Origin of the sequence: Ralstonia chuxiongensis, assembly GCF_024158925.1 — a bacterium.
GTDB classification, from domain to species: domain Bacteria; phylum Pseudomonadota; class Gammaproteobacteria; order Burkholderiales; family Burkholderiaceae; genus Ralstonia; species Ralstonia chuxiongensis.
The window spans coordinates 762,759-779,233 of sequence record NZ_JAMYWC010000001.1; the positions used below are offsets into that span (position 1 = coordinate 762,759).

The 16,475-nt window shown below is 65.1% G+C and carries 13 protein-coding genes and 1 riboswitch; of the genes, 2 read left to right on the forward strand and 11 right to left on the reverse strand.

The genetic code is table 11. The annotated features are described in order from the left end of the window. Position 1: 1 nt before the first annotated feature. Genes NKG59_RS03310 through NKG59_RS03320 form a run of 3 tightly spaced genes read right to left on the reverse strand, consistent with a single transcriptional unit; the run spans position 2 to position 2,603 of the window. Positions 2 to 952, reverse strand: a complete 951-nt coding sequence (locus NKG59_RS03310) for an SMP-30/gluconolactonase/LRE family protein (RefSeq protein WP_253535683.1) — start codon at positions 950 to 952, stop codon at positions 2 to 4. Positions 953 to 957: 5 nt separating this feature from the next. Then, positions 958 to 1,905 (reverse strand): hydroxyacid dehydrogenase, encoded by a 948-nt coding sequence (locus NKG59_RS03315; RefSeq protein WP_253535244.1) that lies wholly within the window; start codon positions 1,903 to 1,905, stop codon positions 958 to 960. Beyond that, positions 1,905 to 2,603 carry an RraA family protein gene (locus tag NKG59_RS03320; protein WP_253535246.1) on the reverse strand — a complete coding sequence of 233 codons (699 nt, stop codon included), beginning with the start codon at positions 2,601 to 2,603 and terminating at the stop codon, positions 1,905 to 1,907. Before NKG59_RS03320 ends, NKG59_RS03315 begins: the two co-directional genes overlap by 1 nt. A 170-nt stretch (positions 2,604 to 2,773) precedes the next feature. On the opposite strand from NKG59_RS03320, the gene NKG59_RS03325 reads away from it, so the two are divergent. Beyond that, complete coding sequence (locus NKG59_RS03325; protein ID WP_253535248.1) at positions 2,774 to 3,484, forward strand: IclR family transcriptional regulator; 711 nt, start codon at positions 2,774 to 2,776, stop codon at positions 3,482 to 3,484. A gap of 39 nt (positions 3,485 to 3,523) precedes the next feature. On the opposite strand, the gene NKG59_RS03330 is transcribed toward NKG59_RS03325, so the two are convergent. The 4 genes from NKG59_RS03330 to NKG59_RS03345 form a co-directional block, all read right to left on the reverse strand. Continuing rightward, positions 3,524 to 4,804, reverse strand: coding sequence for a voltage-gated chloride channel family protein (locus tag NKG59_RS03330; RefSeq protein ID WP_253535249.1), 1,281 nt, complete (start codon positions 4,802 to 4,804; stop codon positions 3,524 to 3,526). A 77-nt stretch (positions 4,805 to 4,881) separates the two neighbouring features. After that, a riboswitch (Fluoride riboswitch) is annotated at positions 4,882 to 4,959 on the reverse strand. Positions 4,960 to 5,073: 114 nt separating this feature from the next. After that, on the reverse strand, positions 5,074 to 6,378 hold the full coding sequence (locus NKG59_RS03335) for a cytochrome c (protein ID WP_253535250.1): 1,305 nt from the start codon (positions 6,376 to 6,378) through the stop codon (positions 5,074 to 5,076). Then, positions 6,378 to 6,938, reverse strand: a complete 561-nt coding sequence (locus NKG59_RS03340) for a (2Fe-2S)-binding protein (RefSeq protein WP_253535251.1) — start codon at positions 6,936 to 6,938, stop codon at positions 6,378 to 6,380. The genes NKG59_RS03335 and NKG59_RS03340 overlap by 1 nt, the downstream gene beginning before the upstream one ends. Beyond that, the gene (locus NKG59_RS03345; RefSeq protein ID WP_253535252.1) at positions 6,935 to 9,769 is read right to left on the reverse strand and encodes a xanthine dehydrogenase family protein molybdopterin-binding subunit; all 2,835 of its coding nucleotides are present in this window, start codon (positions 9,767 to 9,769) and stop codon (positions 6,935 to 6,937) included. Before NKG59_RS03345 ends, NKG59_RS03340 begins: the two co-directional genes overlap by 4 nt. 349 nt (positions 9,770 to 10,118) lie before the next feature. Between NKG59_RS03345 and NKG59_RS03350 the strand changes: the two genes are divergently transcribed. Continuing rightward, positions 10,119 to 11,612 (forward strand): acyl-CoA synthetase, encoded by a 1,494-nt coding sequence (locus tag NKG59_RS03350; protein ID WP_253535253.1) that lies wholly within the window; start codon positions 10,119 to 10,121, stop codon positions 11,610 to 11,612. Between the two features lie 27 nt (positions 11,613 to 11,639). Here the strand turns inward: NKG59_RS03350 and NKG59_RS03355 are convergent, their stop codons facing one another. From NKG59_RS03355 to mmsB, 4 genes are all read right to left on the reverse strand, one after another. Continuing rightward, complete coding sequence (locus NKG59_RS03355) at positions 11,640 to 13,409, reverse strand: phospholipase D-like domain-containing protein (protein WP_253535254.1); 1,770 nt, start codon at positions 13,407 to 13,409, stop codon at positions 11,640 to 11,642. 209 nt (positions 13,410 to 13,618) lie between these two features. Then, a complete protein-coding gene (locus tag NKG59_RS03360; protein WP_253535255.1) occupies positions 13,619 to 14,770 on the reverse strand; it encodes an enoyl-CoA hydratase/isomerase family protein in 1,152 nt (383 codons plus the stop codon). After that, positions 14,767 to 15,564: an enoyl-CoA hydratase gene (locus tag NKG59_RS03365; RefSeq protein WP_253535257.1), complete on the reverse strand. Its 798-nt coding sequence runs from the start codon at positions 15,562 to 15,564 to the stop codon at positions 14,767 to 14,769. Before NKG59_RS03365 ends, NKG59_RS03360 begins: the two co-directional genes overlap by 4 nt. After that, a complete protein-coding gene (gene mmsB / locus NKG59_RS03370; protein ID WP_253535259.1) occupies positions 15,564 to 16,457 on the reverse strand; it encodes a 3-hydroxyisobutyrate dehydrogenase in 894 nt (297 codons plus the stop codon). Before mmsB ends, NKG59_RS03365 begins: the two co-directional genes overlap by 1 nt. Positions 16,458 to 16,475 lie beyond the last annotated feature (18 nt).

Here is a 16,475-nt window from a genome sequence, read left to right on the forward strand (position 1 = left end):
GCTAAGTCGTGGGCTTTGTCTGTTTTGCCCGATGCGGCAGCGGGCCGGCGATGTCCATCTCGGTCTTGAGCACCGTGCCGGACACCGATTCGGTCATGAAGAGCGTCTTCATTTCAGGGCCACCGAAGCACAGGTTCGTAAGCGATGCACCTTCGGGGCTGGTCACGATCACCTCGGGCTCTGCACGGTGGTTCAGCACCCATGCGCGGCCGAGCCCGGGGTTGGCCACGAACAGCCGCCCCGCCGTGTCGATCGTCAAACCATCGGGCCCGCTCGGGCCGTGCGATGTGAAGAACTGTCCGACCTTGCTGACGGAGCCATCTGCCTGCAACGGCACACGCCATACGCAGTTGCCACGTGTCATGGCGACGTACAGCACCTTCTCGTCGGGCGACAGCACAAGCCCGTTCGGGCTGGGGCAATTGCCGAGCAGCATGTCGAGCTTGCCCTCCACCGACAGGCGATAGACGCGCCCGGTCGGGTCATGCAGCCCGGTCTGCCCCTGGTCGGTGAAGTACAGGTTGCCGCGCGAATCGAACGTCAGATCGTTCACGCCCTTGAAGCGCTCCGAGTTGCGGCGCTCCAGATAGGGCGTGACTTCGCCGCGCTTGATGTCGAGCAGCATCAGCCCGTTGCGGTAGTCGGTGATGAGCAGGTGCGCATCGTCGACGAACTTCATGCCGTTGGGCTCGCCGTCGTATTCGGTCACCAGTTCCCAATCGCCCGCCGGCGAGATGCGGAAGACGCGGCCGTGCGGGATATCCGTCACGTACAGATGACCGTGGCCGTGGCCATCCGGGCTCCACACCGGCCCTTCAAGGAACGAATCGGTGGCTTGCCCGCCGCGATTGGCGCGCGCCCATTCCGTCTGGACGTCGGGCTTGCGGAACCTGGCTGGCATGCGTGTGAAGACTTCAGCTTCACGCACAGCCGGTGGCGAGAGCAGGAACATGGACATCACGCCGCCGTGCGCGTGCGTTCTTCGATCACCGCGAGCACGTTGGCCGCCGCGCCTTTGCCCATGTTCACGTAGGCCGCGTCGCTCACGCCGCCGATGTGCGGTGACAGGATGATGTTCGCAACACCCTGGAACGGGTGCGGCGTGGTCATCGGCTCCACGTCGAAGCTGTCAAGCCCAGCCGCACGGAGCCGGCCGCTGGCCAGCGCTTCAACCAGCGCCGGTTCGTCGATGAGGCCGCCGCGGGCCGTGTTGACCAGAATCGCGCCCGGCTTGAAGCAGGTGAACGCGTCGCGGTTCAGCATCTTGCGGTTCTCTGCGGTCAACGGGCAGTGCAACGACACCACATCCGACTGCGCGTACAACTCACCAAGCGTCACCAGCTTGACGCCTGCCGGCGCCTCTTTTGTGTACGGGTCGAATGCGAGAACGCGCATACCGAACGCCAGGCCGATGGCAGCAGCCCGACGCCCGATCGCACCCAGGCCGACCAGGCCAAACGTGCGGCCATCCAGTTCAATCGACTTGTGCGTTGCCTTGTCCCAATGCCCCGCACGCATGCGCGCGTCGAGCTGCGGGACAGATTTTGCACACGCGAGGATCAGCGCCCACGCATGCTCGGCCACGGCTGCGGCGTTGGCACCCGCCGCGGCACGCACCGCAATGCCACGCGCTGCAGCGGCGTCCTGATCGATGACGTCGATACCGCTGCCGTGCTTGGAAATCACCTGCAGATTGCCGGCAGCGTCCATGATGCGGGCGTTGATCTTGCCGTAGCGCACGATGATCGCCACCGGCTTGTGCCGGGCGCAGAGCGCGACGATGTCGTCTTCGGTGGGCTGCTTGCCAGCAAACACGACTTCGAAATCGCCCAGCATGTCCAACGCCTGGGGCGCCAGATCAGCCGCCGTGACAAGCAGGACAGGCTTGGTCGCAGTCGTGCTCATTACAGTGCCTCGCCTTCTGCCAGCATGCCTGCGGCGCGCAGTTCTTTCTCAAGCCAGCCGGGGCGCGTGTCGCCCTTCTGGATGGCGGCAATGCGGGCAGCTTCGGCGTCCACCTTTTTCTGTGCGAGCACGAGAATGCGCTCAACATCGGCACGCGGGATCACGACCACGCCATCCGCATCGCCCACCACCAGGTCACCCGGATGCACCGTCGCGCCTGCGACCGACACAGGCAGATTTACGCGACCTGCCACGCTTTTGGTCGGCCCGCACGGGTTCAAGCCGGCGGAGAAAATCGGAAACGCGCCGTGCGCCAGTTCGTGCGAGTCGCGGACTGCGCCATCGATGACGAACCCTGCAATACCCGTGGCGTGCGCCTGCGTCGTCATGATTTCGCCGATCAGGGCGCAGCTCTGGTCCCCCTTGCCGTCCACCACGATCACATCACCGGGCTTGGCGACCGCGAGCGCGGCGTGGATGGCAAGGTTGTCGCCGGGGCGGACTTCGACCGTCACGGCGGGCCCGACCACTCTCATCGTCGGAGCGAGCGGCTTGACGCGCCCATTCAGGGTACCGCGGCGGCCGGCAACGTCGGCCAGGATGGCTGCCTGAAAGCGGGCAGCCGCCTCGACCAGCGCGGGCGAGACCCGCTCGATATCGCGAACGATGGCGGAAGTGGTGTGTGAAGGGGTACTCATGAAAAGCTAGCCTCAGTCTGTGATGTTTTACCATGTACAACTGTGGTGTACTCAGTGAAATCACTATAGCCAGGGCGAGCGGAGCGATCCAGTAGCGTTTACCCTTCCGCTAGATACAACATCGTTGTACATAGTACAATCCTGCCGCACATGCGTTCGGGGAGTTGGAAATGGGGAATGACGGTGTAGCCGCAGTAGAAAAGGCGCTGGCTTTGCTGGATTGCTTCAAGCCGGGGGCGGAAGCTCTTTCACTCGCGGCCCTGGCGCAGGCGTCTGGCATGCACAAGACCACGGTGTATCGGCTGATGAACTCGCTGGAGCGCATGAGCTATGTCATTCGCTCCGAGTCTGGTGCGTACTCGCTCGGGCCGCGCCTGCTGTATCTCGGCAAACTCTATGAGCAGTCGTTCCACTTGTCTTCCGTGGTGGAACCGGTGCTGCACGCGCTGGCGGCAGCCACGCGAGAGAGCGCATCGTACTACGTCATCGACCACGGTCGGCGGCTCTGCCTATTTCGCGCTGAACCGTCGGAGGGCCTGCGCGAGACGCGCCTGCCCGGCACGTCTCTTCCGCTGGACGACACGGCCATCAGCCATGTGCTGCGCTACTGGGGCCTGGGTGAAACGCTGTATGACGAGACACCGGAGTTGCCGCTGTTCACCTCCGGCGCGCGCGATCAACACACGGCGGCATTTGCCACGCCCATCTTCGGTTCCGGCGACAAGTTCATGGCCGCGCTCACGCTATCAGGCGCGGCCTCTCGGCTCGAAGCGGCGCGCACCACTGGCGATTTCGTCATGAAGCAGTTACAGGCGGCTTCCGACCTGTCGCGCAAGCTCGGCGCCAGTGCAGCGCTGTGCGAACGCCTCTACGGTGTTTGATGTGAAGGCGCTGCCTGAAGCCAAGCTCGCACCTGCGGGCTAAGACCGCTCGGCAGATTCAGCCGGAGCCTGCCCTGCCGTCGCTGCGTCGGCGGGGCGCTTCGCATGGCCGATGCGCTGCGCGTGATAGATGCCGGTGTGGCCTGAGAAGAGATAGCTCACCACGCACGCAATGCCGGCAAACGTGCCGACTTCGGGGCCAAAGAGTTCCATCGCCATGAGGGTCGACGCGATGGGCGTATTGGCGGCACCCGCAAACACCGCAACGAACCCAAGGCCGGCCAGCAGCGGAAACGGCAGCGGCAGCACATAACCCAACGCATTGCCCAACGTGGCGCCGATGTAGAACAGCGGCGTGACTTCGCCCCCTTTGAAACCCGAGGCCAGCGTCACGATGGTGAAAGCCGCCTTGCCGGCAAAGTCGTAGGCCGGCAGCGGGTTGTGGAAAGCATCCACGATGACGGGAATGCCGAGGCCCAGGTACTTGTCGGTCCCCAGCGCCACGGCCGCAGCCACGACCACGCTGCCGCCCAGCACGGGGCGTAGCGGGCCAAACGCAATGTAGTGCTTCAGCAGTCGGCTAAGCCGGTGTGTGAGCGCCGCGAACGTCATCCCCGTTAGACCGAAGACGATGCCGGCCACCACCACCAAGCCGATCGCGACCGGCGTGAGATGCGGCACAAAAGGAATCGCGTACGGCGTGTGGTGCACACCCAGCAGCGGCGGAACCAGGTCGCCCACAATGGCCGCGATGAAGCACGGCAGGATGGCGTCATAACGCAGACGCCCGATTGCGAGCACCTCCAACCCGAACACAGCACCGGCCAGCGGCGTGCCGAAGACCGATGCGAAACCGGCGCTGATGCCCGCCATCAGCAAGATGCGCCGGTCCGCGGGCGCCAGCGAAAACAGCCGCGTCAGATAATCCGCAAAGCTGCCGCCCATCTGCACAGCCGTGCCCTCACGCCCGGCCGAACCACCAAAGATGTGGGTGACAACGGTGCCCAGCAGGATGAGCGGTGCCATGCGCTTGGGTACGACACGCTTCGGGTCGTGGATCTCGTCGATCAGCAGGTTGTTGCCACCTTCCACCGAGCGCCCCGTGTAGTGGTAGAGCAAGCCGACGGCAAGCCCGGCCACGGGCAGGAACCACAGCAGCCAGGGGTGGGCGGTGCGCGTGTTGGTCGCCCAATCCAGCGCCAGCAACAACACCGCAGAGCCCAGTCCGGCGAGCATGCCGACGAGCGAGCCCAGCGAGAGCCAGCGCAGCAGATACCCGAACATGAGCAGCGGCTCGGAGCGTGTAAGCATTTTCTTCATGATGACCAGATTCGAAGAACTCAAACCTGAGCGACAGAACGTCGTTTGGGTGTGTGCCTACAACTTCCTTCGTTCAGGAACTTGTAGGCATCATCAGCCGGTTTCGTGATCCGAAGACCGACGGTTAAGGGAGGAATGCCATCTCCACAAGGTTGCGCATTGTGCCTGAAGGCGGCCACGGTCACAACCCGGCACAATCGCGCGCCGCTCAGAAAAAAGGCCCGCCCGGCGTCATGCCTGGGCGAGCCTTTTTGCTTCATGCGTACCGCTTACTGCCGCAAACCCTTCACCTGGTCTGCGGTGACATCGGCCGGTTGCCCGCCAAAATTCGCCCGCAGGTAGTTGGCCAAATCCGCCAGTTCCGTATCGTTCATCTGCGCGAAGCTGGGCATCTCCTGCATGGCTTCCGTGCCCGGGAAGCGCTGCGCTTCAATGCCGTCGAGCATCGAGACGATCAGGTTATGCACGTCGGCATTGCGCACGGTGGCGTTGGCCAGCATCGGCACGGCCACGTGCGGCTTGCCCTCGCCATCGCGGCCATGACAGCCCGCGCAAACGGCGAGGTAATGCGCGCGCCCGGCCTTAAGCTGGTCGACATTTTCCGGCGTGGCGGCCACCGGCTTGAGCGGTTGCGGCGCAGGCGCCTTGTCGCCCAGCAGATACGTCGTCAGTGCCGCCACATCCGCCTGGCTGAGGTATTGCGTGCTCAGGTGGACAACGGGGTACATCTCGCCAAACGCGGAACCCTGCGGCGCGATGCCGACGCTGAAGAACGTCTGCAGATCGCCCAGCGTCCAGCCACGAGCCGCCAGCCCGGCGGGCGTGATGTCCGGCGCGACCACGCGGCCCAGCGCAGCGCCGGCAAGCGGCTTGCTGCTATCGAGCTGACCGGCAAACCCGCGCGGGCTGTGGCACTCCGCGCAGTGGCCCAGCGCGTTGGCCAGATACCGGCCACGCTGCCACGTGGCGGTGTTGCCGACGGATGCATCGGGCAGCGCGTTCTTCAGGAAGAACACATTCCAGCCCGCCATGGCGATGCGGATGTTGTACGGAAAGCGCAGCGCGTGCTCACGGTTAGCGACGGCCGCCGGCTTCACCTGCTGCGTCAGGTAGGCATACATCGCATCGGTATCGCCGCGCGAGAGGCCGCGATACGACGTGTACGGCATCGCCGGATACAGGTGCTTGTCGGGCGTAACACCGTCGTGCAGCGCCTTGTAGAAATCGTCCGCGCTCCACTTGCCGATGCCGTGTTCCTTGTCCGGCGTGATGTTGGTGCCGTAAAAGGTGCCGAACGGCGAGGCCAGCGCCACGCCGCCAGCAAACGGCGCGCCGTCCTTGGCCGTGTGGCAGGCCGCGCAGTCCGCGGCGCGCACGAGGGCACGGCCGCGGTTGATCAGGTCGGCACCGGTCAGTTTGGCCGGGGGTGGCTGATCGGCGGCGGGCGGGATGTTGGTGGAGCGGTCACCGCAGGCGGACAGCAGCGCGGCAGCCAGCAACGGCAGGAGCGCCTTTCGAGCCGCTTGCGTCCATTCGGTCCATTGAGCCAATTGAGTCAGTTCAGCCGTGCTCATCACTTGCCGTCCTTGACGAGTCCGGGCGTGCTCAGGACGACGTCCTTCACGGCCTCGAAGTAGCGCACGTAACCGGTGCAGCGGCAGATGTGGTCGTTCAGCGCTTCGGTAATCGTCTCGTCCAACTTGTCGCGCGCCACCGGCTCGTGCTTGAGGCGCTCCACCAGCACCGTCGCACCGTTGACGAAGCCCGGCGTGCAATAGCCGCACTGGAAGCTGAAGTGCTCCAGGAACTTCTGCTGCACGAGCGTGAGCGACACCACTTCGCCTTTCTCATCGCGCTTGGCGTGCCCTTCCACCGTGCGGACCTTCTTGTTCTGGAAGAAATGCGCGCCGGTAATGCACGTGCGCACTTCTTCGCTGGTGCCGTCGGGCTTGTCGAGGATGACCGTGCACGCTCGGCACACGCCCTGCCCGCAGCCCAGCCTTGAGCCGGTCAGGCCGGCGTATTCGTGCAGGAAGTCGATCATCATCAGGCCCTCGGGCACTTGCGTGGGGCCAACGTCCTTGCCGTTGATATGGACGGTGAGCGGTTTCGTCGTGATGGTCGTGCTGCTCATGCCAGTACCTCCTGAATCTTTTCCGCGGTCACTGGCAGGCTGGTGAAGCGGTGTCCGATGGCATGCGCGATGCCGTTCACAATGGCGCCCACCACCGGGATCATCACCACCTCGGCGATGCCCTTGGGCGGATCGGTTTCCGATACGGGTGGCAGCACCGTGCCGGTCTGCGTCCACACGGCCACGTCCTTGGCGCGCGGCAGGTGGTAGCGGTTGAAGTTCCACGTGCCGTTGCCGGGGCCGTCTTCATACAGCGGCAGCGCTTCGTGCAGCGCGTGGCCGATGCCCATGGCAAGCCCGCCCTGCAATTGCCCCGATACCAGCTGCGGTGAAATCTGCGTGCCGCACTCCATGATCGTGTGGTGCGACAGCAGATCGACCTTGCCGCTGGCTTCGTGCACCGACAGCTCGACCAGCGTGCCGACCGCGCTGTAGTACGTGACCGACGCGCTGTTACGCTGCACCGGCGCGATGAAGACCTTCTTGCGATCCAGCACGTGATACCCGCCCGGGGTGGTCATCTGGGCCTTGTGCGCAGCATCTGCACCGTCGCCATAGCGCACGGAAAGCCCGTCGATTGGCACGCGCGTGGCCGCGCCGTTGACCTCGTAATCAGCTTCTGACCATTGCCAGCGGTTGAACACATGCACGACCGCGCCCGTCACCAGGCCCAGTTCGTGCGCCTTCTTGACGATCTGTTCGTAGGGCAGCGCCTCCAGGCCGCCGGCCGTGAGCTTGCCGTCCACCCAGCGCGCATCTTCGACGCGCACCACCAGCGAGGCCGCCTGGCCGCCGCCGATGCCCTGGCTCCAGATCGCCATCGCTGCCGGCCACAGGCCGTGCATGAAGACGATGCGCGCCGCCTCACGCGTGCTGTGCGTGAAGTAATACGCCGAGTTGGTCGCGCTCGACGGCGACGCATACGCCGGAGACCAGCGCGGGTTGGCCGATGCCTTGTCCTGATCGGCCTGGCTCATGAGGTAAGGGTCACCGCTGGTGACGACGGGCAGGTCCGCCCACTCCGTCACCGCCACACGCACTTCCGATGCCGGGCGGCCCAGCCAGCGGGCCACGGCCACGGCTTGCGAGGTCGACATGCCGGTGCCGATTTCCGCCCCCACGTGGTGCAGCGCGATCTGCCCATCGGCGCGGATTTCCACCTTGGCGAACGACGCCTCGGCGCCCGTTCCGAAGTCCTTCTGCACGCAGGCAAAACCCACGCCGTAGCGCTTGCCCGGGTGGGCGGCTTCAAACTCGGTTTTCTTCTTCGCGCGATTCACCCACAGCGGGTGCACCTTGGCCGCCTGTAGCACTTCATCCACGCGGATGGCGCCGGCAGGAATCGCGCCTTGCGTGTTCTTCATGCCCGAACGCAGCGCGTTCCTCAGGCGGAACTCGATCGGGTCGAGCTTCAGTTGCTCGGCAAATTCGTCGACCATCACCTCGGTGGCGGCCATGCTCTGCAGCGTGCCGTAGCCACGTGCCGAGCCCGCGTCGATGGCGCGCGAGGCAATCGCCACGGCAGTCAGGTCATTCTTCGGGAAGTAGTAGATCGACTGTGCAGCCGTTGCGCCCACCATCGCCACGGATGGCGAGAAATTGGCACGCCCGCCGCCGTTGGCCTCGAAGTGGCCCTGGAACGATTGGAACAGGCCAGTCTTCTTGTCCACGGCGATGCGGTACCGCATCTTGAACGCGTGCCGCTTGATGGAAGTCTGGAACTGCTCGTAGCGGTCATTGGCCAGGCGCACCGGTTTGCCGTCGGCATAGAGCGCCGTCACCAGGCCGTAGAACGGGAAGTTGTAGTGGTCTTTCGAGCCGTAGCCGACCGTGTAGCACGGGTGCACGATCACCTGCTTCACCGGGAACGCGCCGCGGGCCTTGGCCAGCATCTCGGCCGCGCTCTCTCCCACCTCCACGGGGCTTTGCGTGGGCACAACCATGTGCAGCGTCTGCGTGGCGCCGTCATACCAGCAGTTGGCGTTATCGTTTTCCAGCGCGGCAGTGTCCACCGATTGCGTGTTGTACTCGCGCTCAAGCACCAGCCAGTCCGCCGGTGGCTTGTCGAGTTCTGCGGCGATCTGGTTGGCGTAGAAGATGCCCTGCTCGCCAAGCTTGCCGTGGTCCACGCCATCAGGCCACACGGGCTCGTGCTTGCGCATCATGCTCGGGAAGATCGGCGCGTTCTTCAGGCTGGAGAACACATCGTCGTCATACGGACCTGCCCCGCCCACGCGCACAAAGCGGAAGGTGCCCCAGGGATCGCGCTCCAGCGGGCCAGTCTGCGCGCCGTAGCGGATGATCTTGTCCTGGAACTTGAGCTTGTCTTTCGCAAAGCGGAAGCGCGCAAAGTCGTGATAGATCAGGATGGCGACGGCATGGCCCAGGTATGCGGGCGTCTTGCCGGTGGGCAGCAGCATGTCGTCGCCATAGAAGGCGGGAAAGACGACGCCATCACGCGCCAGGTCTTCTGCCGTGACCACACGATCGGGCTTGAGCTCATCGCCCAGCAGGCCCAGGTCGAACCCTTCGTACGTGCGATCGGCCAGCGTGGTGCGCAGGATGAACGCATGCGATTGCTGCTGCGGCCAGTGCGGCATGTCGCGCGAGCGGATGTCACGTGCGAAGACCTTGTCGCCCGTCACCTTGGCAATGCCGTCGATGCGGAATTTTGGCGTGCCGGTCTTCGGGTCCCACTGAACAGGGGTGAGGATCTTTTCTTCAAACAGGGCCGCAAATGCGCGGCCGCCCAGCGGTGCGATGTACACCGAGACGCCGGCCACGACGGTCGCTTTCAGAAAAGCGCGGCGTGACGGATGGGTAAGCGGCATGAATTCTTCCTCGAGGGGAGGATGATGTGGGGAAAGAGAGGCGGGCCAGTGCGGGTGTTGCAAGCGGCTCCGCCTCTTTCGATTTTGGTTCGCGCTTTGACGCAAAACAAGGCGGGGTGACGAATACCGCTTATTTGCCGCACGTTATCTGCCTTGGCACGATCTTGTGCTTACGCAGCATTCAGCGTCACCGCTCTCTGCCGTAGAGGCACGCGTTGTCCAATCGCATTCACCAGTGTGCGCAATCGGCGGCGGATTGTTCAACGTGGGGCGATCCGGCATGCTGCGCTGGTTGAGCTGCCGTCAGACTGCAACATCACAACATAGAGACCCGCCACAGGAGACACGCATGACCGCCAGCCTGATCTTCGACGACCGCCCGACCGATGCGGGCACGCTGCTCGCGCGGGGCGCCGCCCTTGCCGGTGGGCTGCGCCGCATGGGCGTGCAGGAGGGCGACGTGATCGGCGTGCTGCTGCGCAATGCGCCCGCCTACATCGACGTGATGCACGCCTGCCGCATTGCGGGGTGCTACTTCTGCCCGATCAACTGGCACTTCACGCCGGCCGAGGTGGAGTTTCTCGTGCGCGATTCCGGCGCCAAGGTATTGATCGGCCATCGCGACCTCGTGGATGCGGTGGAACCGTTGCTGCCGGCCCACGTGCAACTGCTGCGCGTGGATGCCGAAGGCACCGACCGCGCCGACGGCTATGCCAACTGGCTCGCATTGCAGACGCCGTACGACGGGCCAATGGTTTCTCCGCGCGGGCACATGGCCTATACGTCGGGCACCACGGGCCGGCCAAAGGGCGTGGTGCGCCAGGCCGTGCCGCTCGATCAGCTCGACGCGCATCTGCAAAAGGCTCGCGCCGTGGTGGCCGCCACGTTCGGTATCGTGCCGGGCTGCCGCGCGCTGGTGCCCGCGCCGCTCTATCACAGCGCGCCGAGCCTCTTCGCTCAGCAAGCCGCGCAGATGGCGGAGCTGCTGGTGGTGAACGCGCGCTTTGACGCGCTACGCGTGCTGGAGCAGATCGAGCGCTACCGCATCGACACCGTCTACCTCGTGCCCATCATGTATGTGCGCCTGCTCAAGTTGACGGACGAAGAACGCAGCCGATACGACCTGTCTTCACTGCGCTTTGTGGCCTCCACCGGCGCACCCTGCGCGCCAGAGATCAAGCGCAAGATGATCGACTGGCTCGGCCCCGTCATCTACGAAACGTATGCATCGAGCGAGACCGGCATGATCACCGTGATGGACCCGCGCGACGCCGCCGCCCGCCCCGGCAGCGCCGGCCGCCCGGTGTGCGACGCGCGCGTGCGCATCCTGCGTGAAGACGGCACGCCCTGCCCCACCGGCGAGATCGGCCTGATCTACAGCCACCAGCCCGCCTACCCCGATTTCACCTACCGCGGCAATGACGAGGCACGCGGCAAGATCGAGCGCGACGGCCTGGTTACGCTCGGCGACATGGGCTACCTCGACGCAGACGGCTATCTGTATGTGTGCGACCGCGCATCGGACATGGTCATCTCGGGCGGCGTGAACATCTACCCGGCCGAGATCGAACATGCGTTGCTGCGCCACCCCGATGTGGTCGACTGCGCTGTCTTCGGCGTGCCGGACGACGAGTACGGCGAGCGCCTTGTTGCGGTGGTCCAGACCGAGCGCCAAGCCCCGCAGGCCGAGCCCGTGATCGAGTGGCTGCGTAGCCAGATTGCCGGCTTCAAGATCCCGCGCCAGATTGAATTCACCACGGCGCTGCCGCGCGACGACAACGGCAAGATCGCCAAGCGCCGCCTGCGCGATGCCTGGTGGGGGGACCGGCAGCGGCGCGTATGACGGCGCACGAACCGCTGCCGGCATCGGTCACGCGACGACAGCCTCCTGGGCCGTGCCCGACTTGGCGAACAGCGTGCGCTCCGTGAACTTGATGTTCTGCGGATCGTAGTACGGGTCGGCCCATGCGCTGGTCGTCTTCAGCACCAACGGCTTGTCGGCCGTGGCCTTCGATTCGCCTGCGCGGAAGCGGTAGTGGTCGAACAGGCGGATGGCCTCGATCGCAAAGGCAGTGACGATGGCTGGGTCATAGATGGCGATCAGGCTGTCGCCGTTCTGCTCCTCGCCGCCCTTCGACAGGTTGGACGAGCCGCAGAACACGACCGGCTCGTCACCATTGAAATCGCACACGACAAACTTGTGGTGGATGTGCTGGCCGGTTCCGGCATCCACCTCTTGCTTGAACGGCGCGGGGGCCTCGTCCTTCAAATACGCGAACGACACGGTTTGAGAGGGCACGTCGCGGCCGGGGGAGAAAGCATCTACACCGCCCTGTTTGTCGATCACGCCCAGCGAGAGCAGCCCAGCCTTGTGCGGCACCACCTGTTCGAGCGTGGTCAGCATCTCGCCGCCGCCATCGGTGGCCATCACCGCAAACAGCACGGACGACAGCGCGCCCTTCACGCGGTCAGCCGCCTCGGTCAACAACGCATCAGTCTGATGCGGCGAGAAACCAAAGCGCGCACGCGGCGTGCTGCCTTGCGGCACGGCCTGCCAATTGGCAGCCAGCGCATCGGCGCGGAAAGCGGCCGCCACCTTGCGACTGCCGGCGGCGTCTTCACCGTACTGGTTGATCAATCCCCACAACTGTTCGAACACCTGCGCGTAGAGCTGCGCGGCATCTTGTTCGAACACCAGCACGCTGTTGGCCTGCACATACAGCCCGCGCAGCGAGAAGTTGGCCGAACCGGCCAGCACGCGCACCGGCTTGCCGGCGGCATCGCGCAGCAGAATCGCCTTGTGATGCTGGAAGCGCGCAAGGTGCGTGCGGCGGACCTCCGCGCCAGCCTGCGTGAAGTAGTCAGTTGCTTGCGTCTCAAACGCGTTGTCAGTGCCATGGCCCGTCGGGTTGGCGCCGGTGCTGACGTAGTTGTCCTGAATCACGCGGACCTTGCGGCCGTTCTGCGCAAGCCACGCAATGGCACGGATGATGTCCGGCTCGTCCAGGTCATAGGCCAGCACGTCGATGCCGTATCCATCGGACGCCCGGCACTGGTTCAGCAGATCGATGATGAGACGGCGGCCCGTGGCGCCCAGGTAGGCGTACTTGTTCTGATACGGCTGCGTGTCGTACAGCAGCGGCGATTTTGTCTGCGCGCGTTTCTCTGGCGCCAGCGCCGTGTTGCCGCCGTAGTGATCGATGAATGCCTGCGACGACACATAGCCACGCACCATGCCCACGGTGGCCCAGTCGCTCATTGGCTGCTGCAGCGTGACGGTCACGGTGCGCGTGGCGCGCGTCTCCAGTTGCACGGGGTTCGCCGATACAAAGTAGCGCGCGTGCACGGTGTAGCTGAGCTGCGCAGCCGCATGCGGCGGAAAGTGGACCCAGTGGAACGACTGAAACGGCGCGTCGATGGAATCGGCATACTTGCCGGCCTTCAGCGGTGCATCTGCGTGGATGGGCGTGTCGAACGTCAAGCGGTTGGGCACCCAATATGGCGCCCCGCCCTGCGGGGTGCACTGGATGGCAAAACCGGCCAGATCGGCGCGGTCTGCATCGGCCACATCAAACGCGAACAGCACCGCGCTGTCGCCCTGATACACCTTCACCTGAAATGAATCGACGGATGTCGCCATGGGAGCCTCCTGGGGTGGCAAAGCATCCGTCCAGTAAGCACCGCGATTGTGACAACTATCTGACGCAAGGCACCAAAGCCTAGCTGCCATGCGGGTTGGCAGGCGGAGAATTCAACCCGGCTTCAACCCGATCTGCGTAGGCGTCTGCAAATTGATGCGCCGTCTCCAGCGCGGCGCATGTCGCCCATGCGCCCCTTCACTCGCCACGCTCAACCAAGCCCCGCCAACGGATGCGCCTCCGTCCGCCAAGGCGACGTCAGAAAATGCCGCACCCGCTCCGGCCGCACCTGCGGCAGCGTTGCCGGCGCCCAGCCTGGGCGGTGATCCTTGTCGACGAGATGCGCGCGCACGCCTTCACAGAAATCGCCGTCCTGGATCCCGCGCGCCACGACGCCCAACTCCATCTGAAAGCACTCGGCCAGTGACAGCTGCCGACCGCGCAACAGCGCTTCGCGCGTCACGTGCAGCATCGTCGGCGAGTGTGAAGTCATTGCATCAAGCGTGGCCTGCAGCCATTGGCGTGGCTCGCGGGCCTGCTCGCGCTCCAGGCTCTCGCGCAGCGTGGCGACAATGCGATCGATCGACGAACGCCGATCGAAATAACGCAGCACCCACGGCGTCGCCTGTGCAAGCGGCGCGTGCGGCACGACGTTGCATGGCGGTTCGAACACGCGGCGCAGTGCCTGCATGAGGTCGCCGTCGTGCGGCATGCGTTGCAGGCGCTCTTCGAAGGAGGCGAGCCATTCGGCGGGCACGCACACATCGGCCAAGTGGCAATGCAGCGCGTCGGCGCCCGTCAGCGTCACGCCCGTCAGCCCGACATACAGCTCAAGCTCGGGCGACATCACGCTCAAAAAGCGCGTGGCGCCCACGTCGGGCAGAAAGCCGATGCGCGTCTCCGGCATCGCCATCTTCGTGCGTTCGGTCACGACACGCAGGCGTGCAGCCTGCCCCAGGCCCATGCCGCCGCCCATGGTGATGCCGTCCATCAGCGCAACGATGGGCTTCGGAAACTGATGCAGCGCGTAGTCGAGCCGGTATTCGTCGACGAAGAACTGCAGCCAGCCGTCGTCGCCATCCATGCGGCCCTGCTGCGCAAGCTGATAGAGCGAGCGCACATCGCCGCCCGCGCAGAAGCCTTTCTGGCCTGCACCGCGCAGCACCAGCGCGACGATGGCGTCATCGTGGCGACATTGCTCCAGCAGCGTCGCCAACTGGCGCACCATGCCGTGCGACAGCGCATTCAGGGCCGCCGGCCGGTTCAAGGTGATGACGGCCACGCGGTTCACCACGCGCATCAACACCTCAGGCTCGGCAGCGCCAGCCTCGGGCAGCGTCGCCTGACGTTGGACGGCACTCATTGCAGCGTCTCCGATTCATGTGCGGAATGCCAGCGCGGCGCGCGTTTCTCAAGGAAGGCGTTAACGCCTTCGCGCTGGTCCGGATGGTCAAACAGATCGACAAAGCGCTCGCGCTCCACAGCCAGCGCCGCGCCGCGCGGCACGCCGTTGCGCGCCTGGTGGATGAGTTGCTTGCTGAACGTAACGGCCTGCGGGCTCAACGTTGTCACACGCAGCGCCATGGCGATGGCCGCTTCGCGCGCCGCACCGGTTTCCACGACTTCCTCGACCAGGCCGATACGCAGGGCGGTCTGCGCATCGACGCGCTCGCCCGTCAGGATCATGCGCTTGGCCCAGCCTTCACCCACAAGCCATGGCAGCGTCTGCGTGCCGCAACCGCAGCACAGCAGACCGACAGCGGTCTCGGGCACGGCCAGCTTGGCGTGCGCTTCGACGATACGGATGTCGCATGCCAGCGCGCACTCCAGGCCGCCCCCCATCGCAAAGCCGTTGATGGCGGCAATCACCACGGGCCGCGCATTTTGCAGCGCTTCGAACGCGGCACCGAAGCGCGCAGCGGCCTCGCGGGCCACATCGCGGTCGCCATCGGCAAAGGTGTTCAGATCGGCGCCCGCGCTGAAGAACTTCGGGCCGTCGCCGGTGATGACGATGGCGCGCACGCGTGCGTCAGCGTTCAATCGTTCGACGGTGGCTTGCAGTTGCAGCAGACCTTCCGGCGTGAATGCGTTGGCCGGCGGGCGCTTGAGCGTCAGCAGTGCAACGGCGCCCTGATGCAGCGTTTCCAGTTCGATCATCACGCCGCTCCGTCTTTCCGATAGAGCTTGATGACGGCGGAGAAATCCAGCTTGCCATCGCCCTTGCTGCTCACCGTTTGATAGAGCTGCTGCGCGAGCGCCCCCAGGTAGACCGGTTGGCGGACGGATTTGGCGGCGTCGCCGGCCAGGCCCAGGTCCTTGAGCATCAGGTCGGTGCCGAAGCCGCCCGTGTAGCCGCGCGAAGACGGCGCGGTCTCGATCACGCCCGGGAACGGGTTGTATGTATCCGAACTCCAGCAGCGCCCCGTCGACGTGTTGATGATGCCGCCGAGCACCTTCGGGTCGATGCCGAGCGCCTCGCCCAGCGACATGGCTTCGGCCACGCCTGCCATGGTGATGCCGAGCACAAGGTTGTTGCAGATCTTCGCGCCCTGCCCGGCGCCGGTGTCACCGCAATGCACGAGGTTCTTGCCCATGGCCGACAGCACGGGGCGCACCTGCTCGAACGCCGTCGCGCTGCCGCCCACCATGAAGGTCAACGTGCCGGCCGCAGCACCGCCCGTTCCACCCGAGACTGGCGCATCGACGAAGGGGTTGCCGTGCTCGGCTGCCAGCGCGGCAAGGGCCTTCGCACTCGCAGGGTCGATGGTGCTGGAATCGATGATCGGCACGCCCTTGGCAATGCCGGCCAGCACACCGTCTTCCGCCGTCAACACATGGCGCACATGCGCCGCGGCAGGCAGCATGGTGATGACGGTTCCGGCACCCGCCGCTGCCTCCTTGGGCGATGCTGCTGCCGTGGCGCCGGCTTCCACCAGCGCACCCACCGCTTGCGTGTTCAGATCAAACACGGTCAGCGCGTGGCCCGCCTTGAGCAGGTTGTGCGCCATCGGGGCGCCCATGTTGCCCAGGCCGATGAATGCGATTTTCATGACAACGCTCCTGGTGCA

Excerpts from the sequence above, each read along its gene's own strand:
- mmsB (WP_253535259.1), bottom strand. The coding sequence starts at position 16,457 with ATGAAAATCGCATTCATCGGCCTGGGCAACATGGGCGCCCCGATGGCG.
- NKG59_RS03355 (WP_253535254.1), bottom strand. The coding sequence starts at position 13,409 with ATGGCGACATCCGTCGATTCATTTCAGGTGAAGGTGTATCAGGGCGAC.
- NKG59_RS03320 (WP_253535246.1), bottom strand. The coding sequence starts at position 2,603 with ATGAGTACCCCTTCACACACCACTTCCGCCATCGTTCGCGATATCGAG.
- NKG59_RS03330 (WP_253535249.1), bottom strand. The coding sequence starts at position 4,804 with ATGAAGAAAATGCTTACACGCTCCGAGCCGCTGCTCATGTTCGGGTAT.
- NKG59_RS03340 (WP_253535251.1), bottom strand. The coding sequence starts at position 6,938 with ATGAGCAGCACGACCATCACGACGAAACCGCTCACCGTCCATATCAAC.
- NKG59_RS03350 (WP_253535253.1), top strand. The coding sequence starts at position 10,119 with ATGACCGCCAGCCTGATCTTCGACGACCGCCCGACCGATGCGGGCACG.
- NKG59_RS03360 (WP_253535255.1), bottom strand. The coding sequence starts at position 14,770 with ATGAGTGCCGTCCAACGTCAGGCGACGCTGCCCGAGGCTGGCGCTGCC.
- NKG59_RS03365 (WP_253535257.1), bottom strand. The coding sequence starts at position 15,564 with ATGATCGAACTGGAAACGCTGCATCAGGGCGCCGTTGCACTGCTGACG.
- NKG59_RS03345 (WP_253535252.1), bottom strand. The coding sequence starts at position 9,769 with ATGCCGCTTACCCATCCGTCACGCCGCGCTTTTCTGAAAGCGACCGTC.
- NKG59_RS03335 (WP_253535250.1), bottom strand. The coding sequence starts at position 6,378 with ATGAGCACGGCTGAACTGACTCAATTGGCTCAATGGACCGAATGGACG.
- NKG59_RS03310 (WP_253535683.1), bottom strand. The coding sequence starts at position 952 with ATGTTCCTGCTCTCGCCACCGGCTGTGCGTGAAGCTGAAGTCTTCACA.
- NKG59_RS03325 (WP_253535248.1), top strand. The coding sequence starts at position 2,774 with ATGGGGAATGACGGTGTAGCCGCAGTAGAAAAGGCGCTGGCTTTGCTG.
- NKG59_RS03315 (WP_253535244.1), bottom strand. The coding sequence starts at position 1,905 with ATGAGCACGACTGCGACCAAGCCTGTCCTGCTTGTCACGGCGGCTGAT.